Genomic DNA, 16869 nt, shown 5'->3' with positions numbered 1-16869 from the left:
ACCGACACCCCGTCCGGTCCCGCCGGGATCGGGGCGGGACTGCGACCGTCCTGTGACGGACGACTCAGCCTTCGGGAGCCGTGACCGAACGTACGTTCAGAACGCGGGCCGTTCCGGGTCCAGCCGCGCCAGGCCGTCCACCGGCGAGGACGCCTCCGCGAAGTGCCGCCTCGGGATGCGGCCCGCCCGGCGCGCCAGCCGGCCCGCCTCCACCGCGTGCCGCATCGCGTCGGCCATCAGCACCGGCTCCTGGGCCCGCGTCACCGCCGAGGCGAGCATCACACCCGCACAGCCCAGCTCCATCGCGAGCGCCGCGTCCGAGGCCGTACCGGCACCCGCGTCCAGGATCACCGGCACGCGCGCGTGCTCCACGATCAGCTGGAAGTTGTGCGGATTGCGGATACCGAGCCCCGAGCCGATGGGCGAGCCCAGCGGCATGATCGCCGCGCACCCGGCGTCCTCCAGCTTCCGCGCCAGCACCGGGTCGTCATTCGTGTACGGCAGCACCGTGAAACCGTCGTCCACCAGCGTCTCCGCCGCGTCCAGCAGCTCGACCGGGTCCGGCAGCAGGGTCCGCTCGTCGGCGATGACCTCCAGCTTCACCAGGTCCGTGCCGAGCGCCTCGCGCGCGAGGCGGGCCGTCAGCACCGCCTCGCCCGCGGTGAAGCATCCCGCGGTGTTCGGCAGCACCCGGATGCCGAGCCGGTCCAGCACCGACAGGACGGAGCCGTGCACCGAGGGGTCCACCCGGCGCATCGCGACGGTCGTCAGCTCCGTCCCGGACGCCACCAGCGCCCGCTCCAGGACGTCCAGGCTGGGCGCCCCGCCCGTGCCCATGATCAGCCGGGAGGTGAGGGACAGGTCCCCGATGACGAGGGGGTCGTCGGCCATGGTTCAGCCTCCTTGCACGGCGGTCAGGACCTCGACGCGGTCCCCCTCGCGCAGCGGCGTCGACGGCCACTGCGCGCGCGGGACGACGGTCTCGTTGAGGGCGGCGGCCACCCCGGAGGGGGCCTGCGTGAGAAGCCGTACGGCGGTGTCGAGCGCCGTACCGGGGTCGACCCGGCGCCGCTCGCCGTTGAGCGAGATGTTCATGCGGGCTGCTCCTCGCGGACGGCGGCGAACCGCAGCGGGGTGAAGTCACGGGCCACGTCCGGCAGTTCACCGGAGGTCAGGACGTGCGCCAGGACGTCCCCGGTGACCGGGGCGAGCAGCACGCCGTTGCGGCCGTGTCCGGTGGCGAGCAGCAGCCCGTCCAGCGCGGTCGGGCCGAGCAGCGGCGCGTTGTCGGGGGAGGCCGGGCGCAGGCCCGCCCGGGTCTCGGTCAGCGGCAGCTCGGTGATGCCGGGCACCAGCTCGTGGGCGTCCCGCAGCAGCTCGTACACGCCGCCGGCGGTCACCGTGGTGTCCCAGCCCAGCTCCTCGCTCGTCGCGCCGACGACCAGCTCGCCGTTCTCACGCGGCACCAGGTACACCTGGCTGCCCCGCACCACCGCCCGCACCGTACGGCTCAGGAACGGCGCGAGGCCCTTCGGCACGGTCAGCCGCAGCACCTGCCCCTTCACGGGCCGCACCGGCGGCCGTACGGCGTCGGGGACGCCCGCGAGCCGGCCGCTCAGGCTGCCCGCCGCGAGGACCACCCGGTCCGCGGCCAGCCGGGTGCCGTCCGTGGTGGTGACCCCGGTGGCCCGGTCCGCGGTGACGTCCAGGCGCTCGGCCCAGGTCCGGTGGAAGGTGACGCCGGCCCGCTCGCACGCGGCCAGCAGCGCCCCGGTGAGCCGCCGCGGGTCGATCTGGTGGTCGCCGTCCACCCGCAGCCCGCCGCGCACCCCGGGCGCCAGCATCGGCTCCAGGCGCCGGCACTCCCGGCCCGTCAGCCACTCCGAGTCCAGCCCCGAACGGCTCTGCAGGGCGTGCAGCTCGCGCAGGTGCGCGCGGTCGTCCGCGTCCAGGGCGACGGCGAGCGTGCCGCACCTGCGGTAGCCGAGGGCGTGCCCGGTGAGGTCGCCGAGCTCGGCCGCGAAGTCCGGATAGCGGCGGGCCGAGTCGAGGCTCAGGCCCAGCAGGGTCTGCTCGCCGTAGTGCAGTTCGGTGACCGCGGCCAGCATCCCGGCCGCCACCCGGGCGGCCCCGCCGCCCGGGTCCGGGTCCACCACGGCGGTGGCGAACCCGCGTTGCGCGGCCCGCCACGCCGTGACCAGTCCGATGATCCCGCCCCCCACGACGAGGACGTCTGAGGTACGCGTACGCGACATGGGCGTCCAGCCCCTCCCTTCGCCGGCATGACCCGGATCAGGTTCGTACGGTCGGAGGCCGCCAGCCTCCCTCTCAGCCCGGTGCGTCCGGGCTCCCGCGAGTGCTCTACGGTGGCCACCCTAGCCCGCAGTCCCCGGTATCGGTAAGGGAGCCTCCCCGCATGGCCCGCTCGCTCGAAGGTCTCGTCCTCGCCCCCGTCGCCGACCAGGCGCCGGGGCAGGTGGGGACGCGCACCCGGTTCACGTACCACGAGCAGGACGGCGTGATCTGGGCCGAGTACAGCGGCGGCGACGTCGTGCGCGGGCACCTCGTCGGCACCCGGGAGGGCGACCGCCTCGACTTCCGGTACGTGCAGCTGAAGCGGGACGGCACGACCTCGTCCGGGCACTGCCTGTCCACGGTGGGCGAACTCCCGGACGGGCGGGTGCGGCTGACGGAGACCTGGGAGTGGGAGTCGCAGCGGGGCAGCGGCACCAGCGTGGTGGAGCAGGTCCTCGCATCCGACTGACGGCCCGTCATGTGGCGGACGTACAACCGTTGCCGGCCGGCGGGGGTCTAGCGATCCAAGGACTGTTCCCCGGTGGGCGCCGTCCGTCCACCCGCGTCCCAGCAGAGGATCTCCCATGCCCAGACCCCCGCACAGCCGCCGCGCCTCGAGTGCCGCTGTCGTCGCCGGCCTGATCGTGCTGGCCGCGGCTCCCGCCGCCTTCGGCGAGGAAGCCGCACCCGACCTGGTCCTCGGCGGAGTCGAGCCGGTCCACGGGCTGCGGCCGGGGAGCACGTTCGACCTGCCGGTCACCGTGGCGAACAAGGGCACCGTGACCGCCCGGACGGCGTGGGTCTCCTACTCCGTCACCCGGGGGCTCGACCTCGTGGACGTCCCCTCCAACTGCCGTGTGCAGCACGTCAGGTCCTACGACGAGATGCCCGAGTACTGGACCGCGACGTGCGCGTACGACCAGCCGGTGGAGCCGGGCGTCGTCCTTACGCCCGAGAAGCCTCTCCGGGTCGAGGCACTGGACCGCGCGTACAACGACAGGCTGCGGCTGCGTGTCGGGTACGGGGACGCCCCGTCGGACGACGAGAACGGAGAGCCGTCGGTGCCGGGGACCGCGCCGGCGGTGAAACTGGTCGAGGGACCGGCCGGTGGCGCGGGTTCCGCGAAGTACGTCCACGTGCCGGTCACCACTGTCAACACGGCCGACTATCGGGTGACGGGTGCCGCGCTGAGCGGGAGGGCCGGTGACACGGTGACGATGAAGGTGAGGTTCGCCAACGCCGGGCCCGCCTGGCTCCTGGAGGAGGGCGAGGTGCCGGGCGTCCACGTCCTGATCAAGCTTCCCGCCGGAACGTCGGTGGTCAAGCGCGACTACTACTGCCACGACAAGGGCGGGACGTACAACTGCCCCGCACACCTCGGTATGAACATGCCCGAGGACGCCCAGATGGAATACACCTTCCAGCTGAGGATCGACAAGCGGATCGCCGGCGCCAAGGGCTCGATCGCGCTGAGCCCCGAACGCCGCTCGTTCGACCCCGACAAGGCCAACGACAAGGCCGACATCACGCTGGACGTGACGGGCGGCGGGTCGGCCGGCTCCACGGGAGGCTCGTCAGGCGGGTCGTCAGGCGGTTCCACGGGCGGCTCGGCCGGCGGGTCGTCGTCGACGGGTGGCGACGGCTCGAACGGCGGCGAACTGGCGGACACCGGCTCCTCGGCGCTGCCGCTCACGGGTGTGGCCGCCGCGGCGGTGGCCACGGGTGCGGGCGCGCTCCTCGCCATGCGACGCGGCCGGGGCCGGAACCCGAGCTGACGACGAGTGTCTATGGTGAGCGGGTGAGCGAGCCAACCACCCAGTCGCAGCGGTCCGTGGTCGTCGCCGGTGCCGGCATGGCCGGTGTGCAGACGGCGGTCGCCCTGCGGGAGAAGGGCTTCACCGGGACGATCACCGTGATCGGCGCCGAGCCCCACCAGCCGTACGACCGCCCGCCCCTGTCCAAGGCGGTGCTGCTCGGCACCGCCGAGGGCTCCGCCTTCGACGTCGACTTCGAGACGCTCGGCGTCGAACTGCGCCTCGGCTGCGAGGTGCTGGGCCTCCGCACCGCCGACCACGTCCTGGACACCGAGGCCGGGCCCGTCCCCTACGAGGTGCTGGTCCTCGCCACGGGCGCCGAGCCCCTGCGGCTGCCGGGCACCGAGGGCGTCCCCGGTGTGCATCTGCTGCGCACCCTGGACGACGCCGAGCGGCTGCGCCCGGTGCTCGCCCGGCAGCACGACGTCGTGGTCGTCGGCGCGGGCTGGATCGGCGCCGAGTTCACCACCGCCGCCCGTGAGGCCGGCTGCGCGGTCACCGTCGTCGAGGCCGCCGAACGGCCGCTCGCGGGCGCCCTGCCCGCCGAGGTGGCCGCCCCGATGGCCGCCTGGTACGCGGACAGCGGTGCGGTGCTGCGCACGGGCACCCGCGTGGAGCGCGTAGAGCCCGGCGAGGTCGTCCTGGCCGACGGCACGCGGGTACCGGCGGGCGCCGTCGTCGTCGGCATCGGGGCCCGGCCCGCCACCGCCTGGCTGACCGGCTCGGACATCGCGCTCGGCGCGCACGGCGAGGTCCTGGCCGACGACCGGCTGCGCACCTCGGTGCCGGACGTGTACGCGGTCGGCGACTGCGCCTCCTTCCCCTCCGGGCGCTACGGCGAGCGGCTGCTCGTCCACCACTGGGACAACGCCCTCCAGGGGCCGCGCACGGTCGCCGCCGACATCCTCGGCGAGACCGCCGCGCCCTACGACCCCGTGCCCTACTTCTGGTCCGAGCAGTTCGGCCGGTTCGTGCAGTACGCCGGACACCACCCGGGCGCCGACACGCTGCTGTGGCGCGGCGACCCGGCGGGCCCGTCCTGGTCGGTCTGCTGGCTGCGCGAGGGGCGGCTGACCGCGCTCCTGGCGGTGGGCCGGCCCCGGGACCTGGCCCAGGGACGGCGGCTGATCGAGGCGGGCACGCCGATGGACGCCACCCTGCTGGCGGACCCCGCGCGGCCCTTGAAGTCGGCGACCGCGTAGCGCGCGGGGGCGACGGCCGTGCCCGTGCGGACCGGCCTGGCTTCCGACTGTCGGTGCCAGATGGCAGGCTTGTTCCCGTGACCGAGATTGACGCAAAGATCGATGCTCTCGTCCCCGCCTGGCTCACCCTTCCCGACATCGCCGAGATGCTCGGCGTCGAGGTGACCCGCGTCCGGCAGCTGGTCAAGGAGGGCCAGCTCATCGCCGTACGCCGGGGTGAGAACCGCGCGCTGCACGTCCCCGCCGCCTTCATCGACGGGGACAAGGTCGTCAAGGGCCTGTCCGGGACCCTGACGCTCCTGCGGGACGACGGCTTCACGGACGAAGAGATGCTGGAGTGGCTCTTCACTCCCGACCCCTCCCTGCCCGGCACGCCGGCGCAGGCCCTGAGCGAGAACCGCGGCACGGAGGTGAAGCGCCGCGCCCAGGCGCTCGCCGTCTGACCCGCACACCGCCCGGCCCACGCGGCCGGCCCCGGGCCGTCGTCGACCGGTGACCCGGGCCCGGCCGCCCGGGTGAACGCCCCCGGGGCGTGGCGTCCGTCCGCCGCGCCCCGCGGGACAGCCCTGCCCGCCCGGCGACCCCGTCGGCGGCTTTGGGTACGGTGCCTGCGGCCGGCATCCGACCGGCACCGCCGACCCCAGGGGGCTCCGTATGTCCGACACCGCCACCGCGGGCAGCGCCCGCGCGCGACTCGCCGACGCCCGGCTCTATCTGTGCACCGACGCCCGCAGGCGCCAGGGCGACCTCGCGGAGTTCCTGGACGCCGTGCTCGCCGGCGGCGTCGACATCGTGCAGCTGCGCGACAAGGGCATGGAGGCCGCCGAGGAACTGGAGCATCTGCGGGTGTTCGCCGACGCGTGCGCCCGGCACGGCAAGCTGCTCGCCGTCAACGACCGGGCCGACGTGGCCCATGCCGCCGGCTCCGACGTCCTGCACCTCGGCCAGGGCGATCTGCCCGTCCCCGCCGCCCGCGCGATCCTCGGCCCCGACGTCCTGATCGGCCGCTCCACGCACAGCGAGGCGGAGGCCACCGCGGCCGCCCGCCAGGACGGCGTCGACTACTTCTGCACCGGGCCGTGCTGGCCCACCCCCACCAAGCCCGGCCGCCACGCCCCCGGTCTCGGCCTGGTCCGGCACACCGCCGCCCTCGGGACCGAGCGCCCCTGGTTCGCCATCGGCGGCATCGACCTCGGCAACCTCGACCAGGTGCTGGAGGCCGGCGCCCGCCGGGTCGTCGTCGTCCGGGCCGTCACGGAGGCGGACGACCCCGGGGCGGCCGCGGCGGAGTTCGCGAAGCGGCTGCGGCAGGACTGAACCGGTCCGTCTCATTTCCGCCGTCTCATTTTCCGTGCCGAGCCGTCTCGGATGATGGGCGTCCGGGGATCTTGGAGGGGTGTCCGGGGCGCTTCTCGGCCCCGATCTGTCCAAGGCGTGGACAGCAGGCCGACAAATCGGGCAAATGTCCGGCGTCCGGTTGGGGGACCGGGTACCCCTGGTTAACCTGCGAGTATGGCCCTCGGCACCGCATCCATCAGGTCGGACCACGCTCGTACCGTGCGCGACATGCTCGCGACCGGCAAGACGACGTATTCCTTCGAGTTCTACGCCCCCAAGACCCCGAAGGGCGAGCGGAACCTGTGGAACGCGCTGCGCAGGGTCGAGGCCGTGCGCCCCGATTTCGTCTCGGTGACCTACGGCGCGGGGGGCTCCACGCGCGCCGGCACCGTCAAGGCGACCGAGGCCATCGCCTCGGACACCACGCTGACGCCGATCGCCCACCTCACCGCCGTCGACCACTCCGTGGCCGACCTGCGCAACATCATCGGGCAGTACGCCGACGCCGGGATCCGCAACATGCTGGCGCTGCGCGGCGACCCGCCCGGTGACCCGCTGGGCGACTGGGTGCCGCACCCCCGGGGCCTGACCTACGCCGCCGAGCTCGTCGAGCTGATCAAGGCGTCCGGTGACTTCTGCGTGGGTGTCGCGGCCTTCCCGGCCATGCATCCGCGCTCCGCCGACCGGGAGACCGACGTACGGCACTTCGTGGACAAGTGCCGGGCCGGCGCGGACTACGCGATCACCCAGATGTTCTTCGAACCGGAGGATTATCTTCGGCTGCGCGACCGGGTTTCCGCCGTCGGCTGCGACACCCCGATCATCCCCGAGATCATGCCCATCGCCAGCGTACGGACCCTGGAGCGGATCCCCTCGCTCACCAACGCCGCGTTCCCGGACGCCCTCAGAGAGCGGATCCTCACAGCGAAGGACGATCCCGCGGCGGTACGCTCCATCGGTATCGAGTTCGCCACCGAGTTCTGTGCGCGGCTTCTGGCCGAGGGAGTGCCCGGACTGCACTTCATCACGCTCAACAACTCCACGGCGACACTGGAAATCCACGAGAACCTGGGCCTGCACCACCCACCGCAGGCCTAGACCGGTCGTCCTGATATACGTCACACTGCGTAGGCGGCCACTGGGAGAGGGGCGTACATGGGCTTGACGGTCCTCTACATCGCGTTCGGCGTCGTCGCGCTGTGGCTGCTCGGCGAGGTGCTGCTGCAGTACAAGGCGCGGCTGCGCTGGCGGCTGGTCGCCTTCGTCGGCTTCCTCGGCGTCGTCCTCGGCGTGCTCATCCCGTCCGTGATCGTCATCGGACTGGGCGCCGCGGCCTTCGCCGTCGGGCAGACCTACGTCACGCTGTCGTTCCGCCGTGGCTTCTCCGCCGGCTGGGCGGTCTCCGCGTCGGCCCTCGGCCCGCTGGCCGGCGCCAAGCGCCGCCGCGACGAGGAGGACCGCCAGGAGCCGACCCTGGAGGTCTCCGACCTGGAGGCCCGCGACGGCTACGCGGACGACGACACCGGCTACGGCCGGGCCGACGCCGGACAGATCGCCGACGACTACGACCGCGACGACGTCTTCACCCCCGCACGCGGGGGCCGGGGCGGCGCCGAGTCGTCCGCCGTCTACGAGCCGCAGCCCCTGCCGGAGGACACCGGCTCCTACGGCGTCTACAGCGACGCCGCCTACGCGGCCGCCGCCCAGCAGCAGGGCTACGCCGACGCGGGCCAGTCCCAGGAGCAGTACGCAGCCGCCGACCAGGGCTACGGGTACGACGGCTACGCCGGGTACGACCAGCAGCAGTACGGGTACGACGCCAACGGCCAGCAGCAGTACGCCGCCTACTCGGACCCGTACATCGGCACCCAGACCTACGGCGGCGGCTCCTACGACGCCTACGGGCAGCAGCAGTACGACCAGCAGCAGGCCTACGGGCAGGACCCGTACGCCACCGGCACCTACCCCGACGGCACGCCGGCCGCCGGCGTCTGGGTCCCGCAGCAGCGCACCGACGAGTACGGCGGCGAGCTCCCGCCGGAGCAGCAGCAGTACTACCAGGGCAACGGGCAGCAGCAGGGCCCTGGTTACGACGAGCAGTACCGTTTCTGACGGGTCCGCGCGCCGGGGCGCACGCCCGTCTCACTGCGAGCCCTGGAAGTCCGGCCCCTCCACGATCAGCCCGGCCGCCAGCGCGCCCGACATGCCCGCGTGCGGAAGCCCGCCGCCGGGGTGCGACCAGCCGCCGACCGTGAACAGCCCCGACAGGGCCGTGCTGTTGGACGCGTGCAGCATCCGTCCACCGGCGGCGGCCAGCGCCGGGGCGGGGACCGCGCCGCCCTCCGCGCCCGTCGCCTCCTCCACGGCGGCCGGGGTCACGACCTCGTGCCACAGCAGGCGCTCCCGCAGCTCCGGCACGGCCCGCTCGGCGACCGCGATCAGGTCGTCCGCGCGCCGGGCCGTCTCCTCGGCGGCACCGCCCCCGGCCGGCACCGTCGCCACCAGCACGGCCGTCTCATGAGCGGTGTCCGGGACCAGCGCCGGGTCACCGGCCCGCAGCACCGTGACCGTGGGACGCGCGGCCATGGCAGGCGCCGGGCCGAACAGGGCGTCCAGCTCGGCGTCGCGGTCCTCGGCGTGCACCACCGTGCGGTGCGCCGTGCCCTCCGGGCGGCCGCCGCGCAGGGCCAGCAGCACCGTCAGCCGGCTCGGCGCCCCGCGCCTGGCCGGGACCTCGCCCTCGGCGCGCACCGCCGTACCGCGCACGAGCCGGTCCAGGACGCCGGGCGCGACCCCGGACACCACGAGATCGGCCTCCACCGCGGTGCCGTCGGCCAGCTCCAGCCCGGCCGCCCGGCCGTCCTTCTCCAGGATCGCGGCGACCTCCGCCCCGAAGCGGAACTCCACCCGGCGGGCCAGGCACCGCTCGTACACGGCCCGCGCCAACTCCCGCAGCCCGCCGCGCACATACCAGGTCCCGAAGGCGTGCTCCATGTACGGCAGCACCGCCGCGTTCGCCGGCACCGCGCGGGGATCGAGGCCGTACGCGAGCGCGTGGCTCTCCAGGAGGGCGACCAGCCGGGGATCGCGCAGCTCCCAGGCGCCGACCTCGGCGAGGGTGCCGGCGCGCCGGGTGCGCAACAGCCGCTTGTGGGGCACCGCAGGGTAGGGCTCGCGCCCGGCCAGCACCGGCCAGTCGGGCCACAGGGGCTCCTCCAGCAGCGGTCTGCGGGTGCGGTCCCAGGTCTCGCGGGCGCGGACCAGGAAGTCGCCCCAGCGGCGGCCGGCCCCGGCGCCCAGAGCCTCGTCCAGGGCGGAGACGACGCCCGCGCGTGAGGCGTTCGGCAGCGCGGCCTCGGAGCCGTCCGCGAAGAGGTGCCGCGCGGACGGGTCGACCTGCACGAGGTCGACGCACTCCTCCAGCGGCTCCTTGCCGGTCTTGACGAACAGATCGCGGTACACGGCGGGCAGCGGGAGCAGCCCGGGACCCGTGTCGAAGGCGAAGCCGTCGCGCTCGAAGCGGCGCACCGCTCCGCCGTACGTCTCCGTCCGCTCGTACACCGCCACCCGGTGGCCCGCGACGGCCAGCCGGGCGGCGGCCGCCAAGGCGCCCATCCCGGCGCCGATCACCGCAATCCGTGCCATGCAGGGGACCTTATCGGCCGCCACCGACAACCGGTCCGCCGGGCCGCGTCCCAGCTCAGGCGGGCCGCTGGGGCACCGGGGTGCGCGCGAGCCGCTTCTCGGCCCGCCGCTCGGCCCGGCGCCGCAGGAACCGCCGGATCCGCGAGACGAGGAAGTACAGCAGCAGCACCCCGGCCAGCAGCAGGGCGCCCGCGACGACGGCGGCCGCGACGGGGTGGAAGATCGCGAGGGTGATGAGCGCGGCGACGCCGAGGTCCTCGGCGAGGCTCACCAGGATGTTGCTGAACGGCTCCGGGGAGCTGTTGACCGCCATCCGCGTCCCGGCCTTGACCAGATGGCTGACCAGCGCCGTGGCCCCGCCGACCGCGCCCGCCGCCAGCTCCGGCACCGAACCGCTCTGACCGGCGAGCAGCGCGGCGACGACCGCGCCGGACACCGGGCGGATCACGGTGTGCGCCGCGTCCCAGGCCGAGTCCACGTACGGGATCTTGTCGGCGACGGCCTCGCAGAGGAAGAGCACGCCGGCCGCGATCAGCACGTCCGGGCGCTGGAGCGCCTCGGGGACGTCGTCGCTCAGGCCGGTCGCGCCGAATATGCCGAGGAGCAGCACCACCGCGTACGCGTTGACGCCGCTCGCCCAGCCGCTCGTGAACACCAGGGGGAGTACGGACACGGGGGTGATCGTAGCCAGTGGGCGACGACGGGTCATGGGGCCGGGCGCGCAGCCCTGAGTACCCGTACCTAGCCGCGGAGATGAGTACGCGCGCGGATGGGCCGCGACCTGCCCGGACGGGAGAGTGGAGGCACGGAGAAGGGGATCGGCTCCGGCACCGGCGACACGGGGCGCCGGAACGGAGCGGCCCCGGATCCGCTCCTTCCGCCGACCCGGCGTCGGCGGGAGCGAGACCGGGGGACCCGGGGGACGGACCGAACGGGGGTCCAGCAGGAAACGGGGGAGTACGGGGGGCACGAGAAGGCGCCGGTCCGAGGACGGCCCGCGGGGGACGCGGCCGTCACGGACCGGCGCTTTCGTGTGTGCCGGAGGGACCTCAGCGGCGCCCGCTCACCCGGCCCTGCAACAGCCGGGACAGCGCCGCGTGGACGTCGTCCAGGGAGCGTTCCGGCTGGAACGACTTCCAGTCCAGCGCGGCCACCAGCACCATGCCGACCAGCGCGGCGGCGGTCAGCGGCACGTCGATCTCGTCGCTGAACTCACCGCCCTCCACACCCTCGCGGAGCACGTCCTCGACGACCGCCACGGCCTGCTGTCTGACCACCATCAGCGTGGACTGCCAGGCCCGGTTGGTCCGCCACAGCTCGGCCACATAGAGCTGGGTGAACGACGGGTAGCGGTCGATGAAGACGAGGCCCGCGCGGATCATCGCGTCGAGCGCGTCCACCTTGCTGCCGCCCTCGCGGGCCGTCGTCTCGGCGGCGTCCCGCAGGGAGGCCGTCAGCAGGCCCACCCCGTGCCGCAGCAACTCCTCGAAGAGGACCGACTTGCTGGCGAAGTTGTAGTAGACGGTGCCCTTCGCCACCCCGGCACGCTCGGCGATCTCGTCCACCGTGGTGGCGGAGAAGCCCTGTTCGGCGATGAGCGTGACGGCCGCCTCGTAGAGCTTCTGCCGGGTGGCCTCACGGCGCGTGCTGCCGCCCGACGCGGCGTTGCTGCTTTCCATGGCCCCGATTGTCCCGCGCCCGCTCACAGACTCAGCTCCGGGTGCAGCCGGTCGAGGGTCCACACCTGCCGGCGGCGGGCCGACAGCGCGGTCAGCGCCAGGCCGCCGGCCGTGAACGCGGCCAGGACCAGGCATCCCGTCCACACCGGTTGCAGCCCGCCGCCCGTGATGAGCCGGCGCAGCGCCTCGACGACGTACGTCATCGGCAGGAACGGGTGCAGCGCGTTGAAGAAGCCCGGGCTGGTCTGCACCGGGTAGGTGCCGCCCGCCGACGTCAGCTGCAGCATCAGCAGCGCCAGGACGAGGATCCGCCCGGCCGCGCCGAAGCGCGCGTTCAGCCACTGCACGATCGCCGCGAAGCACGCCGTCACCAGGAAGAGGAAGCCCACCGTCCCGGCCGCCCGCGCCATCTGCAGCCCGACCGCCCAGTGCAGCACCGCCATCAGCGCCCCGGTCTGCAGCACGCCGATCGCGACCACCGGCAGCCAGCCCGCCAGCGCGATCCGCCACGCAGAGGCGCCCGCCGCGAGCGCGCGCCGGTTCATCGGCGCGATCAGCATGTACGCCACCATCGCGCCCACCCACAGGGACAGCGGGATGAAGTACGGGGCGAAACCGGTGCCGTAGTTGGGCGCCTTGTGCATGTCCCGGGAGACCAGCTGGACCGGGTCGGCCATCACCTCGGTGCGCTGGTCGCGGTCCTTCTTGTCGTAGTCGGGGATCTTCCCGGCGCCCTCGTGCAGCCCGTTCGAGAGCTTGCCGGAGCCGTCGACCAGCTTGTACATGCCGCCGCTCAGGTCGTACGCGCCGGACTTGAGCCGGCCCACACCGGTGTCCAGGTCCACGGCGCCGGACTTCGCCGTGCCGAGACCGGTGTGCAGCCTCTTGGCGCCGGCGGCGACCTTCTCGGCGCCGTCGTTCAGCTTGTCGATACGGCTGACGGCGTCGTCGAGGTCCTCCGAGAGACGGGGCGCGCGCTCGGCGAGGGCGTCGGCCTGCTTCTGGAGCGTGGCGAGGTTCTTGTCGAGCCTCTTCAGATCGCCGTGCTGGTCGGCGATCAGCGTGTTCAGGTCGTCGGCGATCGTCGCCACGTCCGCCGCCGACTGCTTGGCCTTCTTCAGATCCGCGCAGACCGGGTCGGACAGGACGGCGTCCTCGCAGCGCGCCTGATAGACGGTGTCCAGGACGTCGGAGGCGGCGTGGGCGCCCTTGGCCGCTCCCGGGGCGCGTTCGACGAGGTCGTCGAGGTTGTTGCGCAGGGCGCCCGAGGTGTCGGAGACCAGCCGGGCGGTGTCGCCTATGGTCTTCTCGTTGCCCGCGAGGAACGGGCCGACCTTCCGGTCGACGGCGTTCACCTTGTCGGCCAGCGCCCGGGTGCCCGCGGCGACCCGCCGCGAGCCGTTCTCCAGGTCCCGCGCGCCCTTGTCGAGCCTCTTCAGCCCCGACGACAGCTCGCCGCTGCCTTCCTTGGCGTCCTTCAGGCCCTTGGCGAGGTCCTTGGAGCCCTTCTCGGCCTTGCCGATGCCGCCTTCGAGCTTGTCGGCGCCGTTCGCGGCCTTCACGGTCTCGCCGTGGATGTCGGAGAACGACACGAAGATGCGGTCCAGGAAGGACCGCGACGCCTTGGTGGACGCGGCGTCGCGCACCTCGCTGAAGACCGTCCGCGAGATCTGCCCGACGATGTAGTTGTTGGCGTCGTTCGTCCGCACCTGGAGGGCGCCGGTCTCCGGGCTCTCGCCGGCGCTGGAGGCGATCCGCCGGCTGAAGTCGGACGGCATGGACAGTGACAGGTAGTACGTGCCGTCCTCGACGCCCTTCTCGGCCTCGGCGGCGCTCACCTCGCGCCAGTCGAAGACGTCGCTCTCGTGCAGCCCCTCGGTGATGTCGTCGCCGGCCGTCAGCTCCTTCCCGCCGACGGTCGTCCCCGCGTCCTCGTTCACCAGGGCGACGGGGATGCGGTCGAGACGGCCGTACGGGTCCCAGAAGGACCACAGGTACAGCGCGCCGTACAGCAGGGGGAGCACGAGGACGGCGACCAGCGCGGCCCGGGGGAGCTTCCCCCGGCCGAAGCGCCGCAGCTCAAGCGCGGCCAGCCTGGGCGAGCGCATCGGCGGCCTCCTTTCCGTCGGTGCCGTTCTCGTCGGACTCGGAGTCCGACGCGGTCCCGGTGTCGTCGTCCGTCTTGTCGGTGCCCTCGTCGGTGCCGGTGCCGGCGGCCTCCTCGGCCGTCCCTGCCGTGGACACCCGTACCGTGCCGTCCGGGGCCTCGCTGCACACGGCCAGGACCGTGGTCCCGGACGCGGCGATCGACCTCAACAGCTCCCAGATCGCGGCGCGTTCGGCGTCCGAGAGCTTCAGGTCGGTGTCGTCGACGCCGAGCACGCGCGGGCGCGCGATGAGCGCGAGCGCCAGGGACAGCCGCAGCGCCTCCGCGCGCTCCAGATCCCGTACGGCGGTGCGCGCGCCCTTGGGCAGCGACTCCAGGTCCAGACCCGCGACCGTCAGGGCGCTCTCGATCCGCTCCCGCCGTGCCGCACGCCCCTCCTGCCGCGGACGCAGCAGCGCGCGCAGCGAGTCGCCGAACCGTCGCTGCAGCAGGGCGCGTTCGTTCAGGTGCTCGGCGACGGTCAGCGCCGGGTCGAGGTCGGTGACCCCGGGCACATGGGCGAGCGCGCTGACGCGCCGCACCGCCGCCATCCGCCGGGGCAGTTCCGCCCCCGCCACCGTCGCCGTGCCCTCGGTGGGTTTCATCCGCCCGGTGAGGGCCAGCAGAAGGCAGGTACGGCCGCTGCCGGACGGCCCCTCGATCGTGATCAGCGAACCGGGCCCGGCCTCGAAGGAGACCGCGCGGAACGCCCATCCGCGCGGTCCCCGGAGTCCGAGGCCCCGGGTCGTGACGCCGTCGGCTGCCACGGTTCCCCCCATCCCCGCCCCCTCATCTCTTTGAACTGACTGGTCAGTTCAAAAGGTAGCCCGAACTTGCGATCGAGGCAAAATCCCAGGTCGGAACGGATTGTCAGTGCCGTACCCCACGATGGGCACATACGGCAACCCGTATCGGGGCATGCCGTCACACAGACGACAGGAGGTTCGTCATGGCCAGCTCGCACGCAGCCGCCGCCCGCCGGCGCCGCGCCACCGGCCCTGCCCCCTCACTGACCGGCCCCGCGAGCGACGTGCACCCGGTGCTCCGCCGGGCCACGGCGCCGCCCGCCGCCCTCGACCTGCTCGCCCAGGCGCGCGCCGGACTCGACGAGGCGTCCGTCCTCGAGACCCCCAACGAGCGCTATGCCACGGCCCATCTGGCCGCCCTGCGCGTCGCCGCCGCCGTGCTCGCCGCCCGCGGCCGCCCGGAGACCACGCCCAGGCGCCGGGCCAGGATCCGGAGCGCCTGGGAAGTGCTCCCCGAGATAGCGCCCGAACTCGCCGAGTGGAGCGCGCTGTTCGCCGCCGGTGCCCGCCGTCGCGCCCGGGCCGAGGCCGGCATCCGGGGCGCGGCCAACCGCCGGGACGCCGACGACCTCATACGGGACGTGGCGATGTTCCTGCGGCTCGTCGAGCGGATGCTGGTGCTCCAGCCGGTCCTGCCCCAGCCGCGCCAGGACACCGACGCCGGCCCGGCCCCGGGACCCCGCTCCGAGGAGATGCCGGACGCGGGATGAGCCCGCGCGGGCCGCTGTCAGGACACCATCCACGGGCATACGGCGGCCCTGGTCGGCGCGGGAGTCCGGTGGGCGGGACGCCCGGGCCCGCCCGGTACCTGGATGGCCGCCCGGCGCCCGGGAGGCAATAGGGTGGGAGGTGCCTGCAGCCTCCCCGCGCCCCCTACCCGGCCCGGTGAGGCAGACCGTTCGCTCCGCCGTGCAGACGGCGGTCCCGCGCCGAGGAGTCAATCGCCGTGTCGGACCCGATGCGCCCGCCCGTCTCCGCCCAGCACCCCCAGGGGACACCGCGCTCCGGCCCCTCCCGGCCGCCCCGCGCCGGCCTGCGCACCGCCGTGGTCTGGGAGGTCCTCCAGGACGCCCTGGACCGCAGGGTCAAGGCCACGGGACGCCCCGCGCTGGACGTCCTCGACACCGGGGGCGGCAGCGGCAACTTCGCCGTGCCCCTGGCTCGCCTGGGCCACCGGGTCACCGTCGTCGACCCCAGCCCCAACGCGCTCTTCGCCCTGGAGCGGCGCGCCGCCGAGGCCGACGTCGCCGACCGGGTCCAGGGCGTGCAGGGCGACGCCCACGGGCTGTTCGACGTGGCCGAGCGCGGCGCCTACGACATCGTGCTGTGCCACGGCGTCCTGGAGTACGTCGACGACCCCGCCGAGGGCGTCCGCAACGCGGTGGCCGCGCTGCGCCCCGAGGGCGTGCTCAGCCTGCTCGCCGCCGGGCTCGGCGGCGCGGTGCTCGCGCGGGCCCTCGCCGGCCACTTCACGGAGGCCAAGCGGGCCCTGGAGGACCCCGACGGGCGCTGGGGCCAGGGCGACCCGGTGCCGCGGCGCTTCACCGTCGACCAGCTCACCGGGCTGGTCGAGGGCGCGGGCCTGCGGGTCGGTGCCGTGCACGGCGTGCGGGTCTTCGCCGACCTCGTGCCGGGCGTCCTCGTGGACACCGAGCCCGGGGCGCTGGAGGCGCTGCTGAAGCTGGAGGAGGCGGCGGCCGAGCTGCCCGCCTTCCACTCGGTGGCCACCCAGCTCCATGTGCTCGGTGAGACCGGCGAGGCGGCCGGGGCGTGAGCGGCCTGGTGCGTTCACCCCACCGGGGCATGCCTTGATCAGGGACTTGGCCGCACATGGAGTACGCCACAGGCCCCCCGTCCCGGCGCCCGGCGCCGTATGATCGAGGGAGACCGTTCCGGCATGACGGGTCGGCCGCTGGGGAAAGTAGATCTCAGCGAGCCGGGGCG

17 protein-coding genes and 1 riboswitch are annotated in these 16869 nt (G+C 74.0%); of the genes, 9 read left to right on the top strand and 8 right to left on the bottom strand.

Translation table 11 applies throughout. The annotated features are described in order from the left end of the window. Positions 1 to 96 precede the first annotated feature (96 nt). From DC008_RS08940 to thiO, 3 genes are all read right to left on the bottom strand, one after another. Positions 97 to 891, bottom strand: coding sequence for a thiazole synthase (locus DC008_RS08940; RefSeq protein ID WP_108706501.1), 795 nt, complete (start codon positions 889 to 891; stop codon positions 97 to 99). 3 nt (positions 892 to 894) lie between these two features. Beyond that, the gene (gene thiS / locus DC008_RS08935) at positions 895 to 1095 is read right to left on the bottom strand and encodes a sulfur carrier protein ThiS (RefSeq protein WP_108706500.1); all 201 of its coding nucleotides are present in this window, start codon (positions 1093 to 1095) and stop codon (positions 895 to 897) included. Then, positions 1092 to 2255, bottom strand: coding sequence for a glycine oxidase ThiO (gene thiO, locus DC008_RS08930; RefSeq protein ID WP_108706499.1), 1164 nt, complete (start codon positions 2253 to 2255; stop codon positions 1092 to 1094). The genes thiS and thiO overlap by 4 nt, the downstream gene beginning before the upstream one ends. After that, positions 2253 to 2364, bottom strand: a riboswitch (TPP riboswitch). (Overlaps the previous gene by 3 nt.) Positions 2365 to 2416: 52 nt before the next feature. Here thiO and DC008_RS08925 point away from each other — a divergent pair. From DC008_RS08925 to DC008_RS08895, 7 genes are all read left to right on the top strand, one after another. Next, a complete protein-coding gene (locus tag DC008_RS08925) occupies positions 2417 to 2764 on the top strand; it encodes an avidin-fold protein (RefSeq protein WP_108706498.1) in 348 nt (115 codons plus the stop codon). Between the two features lie 115 nt (positions 2765 to 2879). Beyond that, positions 2880 to 4070: a hypothetical protein gene (locus DC008_RS08920; protein ID WP_108706497.1), complete on the top strand. Its 1191-nt coding sequence runs from the start codon at positions 2880 to 2882 to the stop codon at positions 4068 to 4070. 77 nt (positions 4071 to 4147) lie between these two features. After that, positions 4148 to 5311, top strand: coding sequence for an NAD(P)/FAD-dependent oxidoreductase (locus tag DC008_RS08915; RefSeq protein WP_382107175.1), 1164 nt, complete (start codon positions 4148 to 4150; stop codon positions 5309 to 5311). 77 nt (positions 5312 to 5388) lie between these two features. After that, positions 5389 to 5754 (top strand): Rv2175c family DNA-binding protein, encoded by a 366-nt coding sequence (locus DC008_RS08910; RefSeq protein WP_004001914.1) that lies wholly within the window; start codon positions 5389 to 5391, stop codon positions 5752 to 5754. A gap of 211 nt (positions 5755 to 5965) precedes the next feature. Next, positions 5966 to 6628 carry a thiamine phosphate synthase gene (gene thiE, locus DC008_RS08905; RefSeq protein ID WP_108706495.1) on the top strand — a complete coding sequence of 221 codons (663 nt, stop codon included), beginning with the start codon at positions 5966 to 5968 and terminating at the stop codon, positions 6626 to 6628. Between the two features lie 195 nt (positions 6629 to 6823). Next, positions 6824 to 7747: a methylenetetrahydrofolate reductase [NAD(P)H] gene (gene metF / locus DC008_RS08900; protein ID WP_108706494.1), complete on the top strand. Its 924-nt coding sequence runs from the start codon at positions 6824 to 6826 to the stop codon at positions 7745 to 7747. 57 nt (positions 7748 to 7804) lie between these two features. Beyond that, complete coding sequence (locus tag DC008_RS08895; RefSeq protein ID WP_108706493.1) at positions 7805 to 8761, top strand: SCO2102 family sporulation regulator; 957 nt, start codon at positions 7805 to 7807, stop codon at positions 8759 to 8761. Between the two features lie 30 nt (positions 8762 to 8791). Here DC008_RS08895 and DC008_RS08890 read toward each other — a convergent pair whose 3' ends face one another. The 5 genes from DC008_RS08890 to DC008_RS08870 all read right to left on the bottom strand — a co-directional run bounded on the left by DC008_RS08890 (position 8792) and on the right by DC008_RS08870 (position 14898). Next, positions 8792 to 10294, bottom strand: a complete 1503-nt coding sequence (locus tag DC008_RS08890; protein ID WP_108706492.1) for a phytoene desaturase family protein — start codon at positions 10292 to 10294, stop codon at positions 8792 to 8794. Between the two features lie 55 nt (positions 10295 to 10349). Next, the gene (locus DC008_RS08885; RefSeq protein ID WP_208645829.1) at positions 10350 to 10967 is read right to left on the bottom strand and encodes a DUF4126 domain-containing protein; all 618 of its coding nucleotides are present in this window, start codon (positions 10965 to 10967) and stop codon (positions 10350 to 10352) included. A gap of 376 nt (positions 10968 to 11343) precedes the next feature. After that, complete coding sequence (locus tag DC008_RS08880; protein WP_108706490.1) at positions 11344 to 11973, bottom strand: TetR/AcrR family transcriptional regulator; 630 nt, start codon at positions 11971 to 11973, stop codon at positions 11344 to 11346. Positions 11974 to 11996: 23 nt separating this feature from the next. Beyond that, positions 11997 to 14081 (bottom strand): YhgE/Pip family protein, encoded by a 2085-nt coding sequence (locus tag DC008_RS08875; RefSeq protein WP_108706489.1) that lies wholly within the window; start codon positions 14079 to 14081, stop codon positions 11997 to 11999. Next, entirely contained in the window at positions 14053 to 14898 is an 846-nt protein-coding gene (locus tag DC008_RS08870; protein ID WP_108706488.1) for an ATP-binding cassette domain-containing protein, read from the bottom strand. Before DC008_RS08870 ends, DC008_RS08875 begins: the two co-directional genes overlap by 29 nt. A 170-nt stretch (positions 14899 to 15068) precedes the next feature. Between DC008_RS08870 and DC008_RS08865 the strand changes: the two genes are divergently transcribed. Beyond that, positions 15069 to 15635, top strand: coding sequence for an SAV_6107 family HEPN domain-containing protein (locus tag DC008_RS08865; protein ID WP_055624565.1), 567 nt, complete (start codon positions 15069 to 15071; stop codon positions 15633 to 15635). Positions 15636 to 15871: 236 nt separating this feature from the next. Beyond that, entirely contained in the window at positions 15872 to 16699 is an 828-nt protein-coding gene (locus DC008_RS08860) for a methyltransferase (protein WP_108706487.1), read from the top strand. Positions 16700 to 16869: the final 170 nt, after the last annotated feature.

Source organism: Streptomyces nigra (assembly GCF_003074055.1).
Lineage (GTDB): Bacteria > Actinomycetota > Actinomycetes > Streptomycetales > Streptomycetaceae > Streptomyces > Streptomyces nigra.
This window is presented reverse-complemented; position numbering and strand designations above follow the sequence as displayed.